We start from the raw sequence: 3,550 nt of genomic DNA, 5'->3' as shown, positions 1-3,550 counted from the left end.
CGTGGCTCGCAGCGGCGACGGGCGGCGTTGGACCTACGCCGGGACGCTCGGCCCGAGTGCCCGGGGCCTGGCGCTGCGCGCCGGGACGCCGCCCCGCGACGTCGCCGAGACGCACTGGGCGCCCGAGGTCATCCACGACGGCACCCGCTGGCGCATGTACCTCACGGAGATCGAGGGCATCCCGCAGCAGTGGGAGGGACATGCGCGGCGCATCGTCGAGTACCTGTCGGACGACCTGCGCTCGTGGACGCACCGCGGCCCGATCCCGCTCGCGAGCGACCGCGTGATCGACGCCGCCGTCGCCCGCTGCCCCGACGGCCGGTGGCGCCTCTGGTACAAGGACGAGGCCGCCGGCTCGACGACCGCAGTGGCGGCCTCTGACGACCTCGAGTCGTGGCGGCCGGGCGGTATCGCCGTCGGCGGCCGCCCGCACGAGGGCCCGTTCGCCTTCCCGCTGGGCGGCAGGTGGTTCCTCCTCACCGACGAGTGGCGCGGAATGGCGGTGCACCGCAGCGACGATGCGGTCACGTGGGGACGGCAAGGCGGTCCGGATGCCGTCATCCTGGGCGAGAGCGGCCCCGCTGCCGGCGGCATCCAGGTCGGACGCCACGGCGCGGTCGTCGTCACAGGGCACGACGAGGCGCTGCTCTACTTCTTCACGCATCCGTGGTGGGACGGCAGCGAGCTCGTCGACGCGGCGCAGCCGCACCACCGGCGCAGCGCGATCCACGTCGCGCGCCTCCGCGTCGCCGACGGCCGGCTGATCTGCCGCCGCTGACTCCGGCATCCGTCGCCCCGTCGCCCGGGTTGCATGAGCGGCTGATGCCGCACCGGAGCTCGGACGGCGTCGTTACTGAATCGTTCAAAGGCGACGTCGTTTTCTCTTGCGAAACGTTTTTTGGTGAGGTACCGTAGCGGGCAAGCGCTTTCCAGCACTGCACCGAGGACGCGCCTGACAACCAGCCCAACGGACGACGAATGTCTAGCGGCATGAGAACGCAGATGTTCACAGAGAGGACAAGGATGTTCAGCAAGAAGCGGGCCACCGCCGCAGCCGCGATCGCGGCCGGCGCCGCCCTGGTTCTGGCCGGCTGCGCCGGCGGAACCGGCGACGCCCCCGACGGCGAGCCGACGTTCAACCCGGAGGAAGAGGTCACGCTCGACCTCGCCTTCTGGGGCAACGACGTGCGCGCCGAGCTCTACGACGAGGTCATCGCCGCGTTCAACGAGGAGTACCCGAACATCACGGTGAACTCCAGCTTCCTCGCCTTCCCCGAGTTCTGGGAGAAGCGCCAGACCGAGGCCGCCGGCGGCAACCTCCCCGACGTCATGCAATTCGACTACTCGTACCTGCGCCAGTACTCCGAGAACAGCCTGCTCCTCGACCTCGACCCCTACATCGGCGGCATCATCGAATCCGACCCGCTGCCGCAGAACATCCTCGACATCGGCGTCGTGGGCGGCACCACGTACGCGATCCCGACGTCGACCAACGCCTGGGGCATGTATACGAACCCCGTGCTGCTCGAGCAGGCGGGCGTCGAAGAGTTCCCCGGCGGCACGTGGGAGGACTACACCGACTGGATGGGCGAGGTCACCGACGCCTCCGGCGGCGCGTTCTGGGGCGGCAGCGACTACACCGGCCGCATCCAGAACTTCGAGCTGCAGCTGCGCGCCGAGGGCTCGTACCTGTTCAGCGACGACGGCGAGCCCGGCTTCGATGAGGAGCGCCTCGCGGAGTTCTGGGAGTCGGGCCAGCCCGTCCGCGACGGCATCGGCGTCCCGCAGCAGCGGGTCGAGGAGGTCGCGCCGCTGAGTCCGTTCGACACGGCGCTCACCGCGAGCGAGCTGACGTGGGACAACTTCGGCTCGGGCTACCTCGGCAACCTCGGCGAGGGCTACACCGAGCTCGGGCTCGTCGCTCCCCCGATCACCGAGGAGGGCGCCCAGGACCTGTACCTCAAGCCCTCGATGCTCCACGCGATCTCGGCGAACACCGATCACCCGGAGGCCGCCGCCACGCTGGTGAACTTCCTCATCAACTCGCCGCAGTCCGGTGAGATCTTCGGCACCAACCGCGGCATCCCCGCCTCGGAGACCGCCCTCGAGGCCGCGGAGCTCGACCCGCTGAGCCAGCAGATCGCCGACTACGAGGCCTCGATCGAGGGCCGCCTGGGCGACGCCCCGCCTGTGCCGATCATCGGCTACGGCACGCTGGAGGAGAAGTTCCGCCAGCTCGGCACCGAGCTCAACTTCGGGACCATGACGGTGGAGGATGCGGTGTCGCAGTTCTTTGCCGAGATGGATGTCGTGCTGAATCAGTGAGTTGGTCCGGGTCCGGGTGCGCGTGGTGTGCCCGGGCCCGGAGTACCTGTCAACCCATCCCCCGGTTATCGGAGAGTTTTTGTGAGTACCACCGCGACCCGAGTCGTCGTGACCGGCGACACCTCGTCACGTCGGCCGCTGTCTCGCAGGCGTCGTCCGGAGCACCTGGACCGGCCGGGGCAGCGGTCGCGGCAGCGGCGTGAGACCCTCGCCGGGTACGGGTTCCTGATCCCGTGGCTGATCGGGTTCTTCGGGCTGACCCTGGTGCCGATGGTGTACTCGCTGTACCTGTCGTTCACCAGCTACAACATCTTCTCCCCGCCGCGGTGGATCGGGCTGGACAACTACGTCCGCATGTTCACCACCGACCCGGCGTTCCTGCAGTCCGCGCAGATCACCCTGATCTACGTGCTGGTGGGCACCCCGATCACCCTCGCCGCGGCACTGGGGGTGGCGATGCTGCTGAACTACCGCGACCGCGGCGCCGGGTTCTTCCGTTCCGCGTTCTACGCCCCGTCGCTGATCGGCGGGTCGGTGTCGGTCGCGATCGTGTGGCGAGCGATGTTCTCCGGCGATGGCCCCGTCGACGGCACGCTCAGCTTCTTCGGCATCGACCTGGGCGGCTGGATCGGCAACCCCGCCCTGGTGCTGCCGATGATGATCCTCCTCGCGGTATGGCAGTTCGGCGCCACCATGGTCATCTTCCTCGCCGGCCTCAAACAGATCCCCAAAGAACTCTACGAAGCCGCCGCGATGGACGGCGCCGGCCCCTGGCACCGGTTCCGCGCCGTCACCCTCCCCATGCTCAGCCCGGTGATCTTCTTCAACCTGCTGCTGGGCCTGATCGGCGCGTTCCAGGTATTCGCGTCCGCCTACATCATCTCCAACGGCACCGGCGGCCCCGCCGGAATGACCAACTTCATCACCCTCTACCTCTACAAGCGCGGCTTCGCCGACGGTCAGATGGGCTACGCCGCCGCGATCGCCTGGGTGCTGCTGATCGTCGTCGCCATCATCGCCGTGATCCTGTTCCGCACCCAGAGAAGCTGGGTCCACTACGCCGGAGACAACCGATGAGCACCACATCCTCGTTCGGCGAGAACGCCCTCCTGACCACCGAGAACCACACCGACCCCGACACCCGCGCCACCCCCGCACCCCGCCGCAGGATCAAGCGCCGCACCTGGCAGACCGTCATCTGGCTGGTCGTGCTGCTCGCCCTCGC

At 68.9% G+C, this 3,550-nt stretch carries 3 protein-coding genes; all 3 read left to right on the top strand.

What is annotated here, in order from left to right:
- Positions 1 to 778: hypothetical protein (locus EIO58_RS14605; protein WP_127820139.1), on the top strand; the 778-nt coding region annotated here is incomplete at its 5' end.
- A 245-nt stretch (positions 779 to 1,023) separates the two neighbouring features.
- On the top strand, positions 1,024 to 2,325 hold the full coding sequence (locus EIO58_RS14600; RefSeq protein WP_127820138.1) for an ABC transporter substrate-binding protein: 1,302 nt from the start codon (positions 1,024 to 1,026) through the stop codon (positions 2,323 to 2,325).
- Positions 2,326 to 2,406: 81 nt separating this feature from the next.
- Positions 2,407 to 3,402, top strand: a complete 996-nt coding sequence (locus EIO58_RS14595) for a carbohydrate ABC transporter permease (protein WP_127820137.1) — start codon at positions 2,407 to 2,409, stop codon at positions 3,400 to 3,402.
- Positions 3,403 to 3,550: the final 148 nt, after the last annotated feature.

This window comes from Microbacterium sp. CPCC 204701 (assembly GCF_004010105.1).
GTDB lineage: Bacteria > Actinomycetota > Actinomycetes > Actinomycetales > Microbacteriaceae > Microbacterium.
This window is presented reverse-complemented; position numbering and strand designations above follow the sequence as displayed.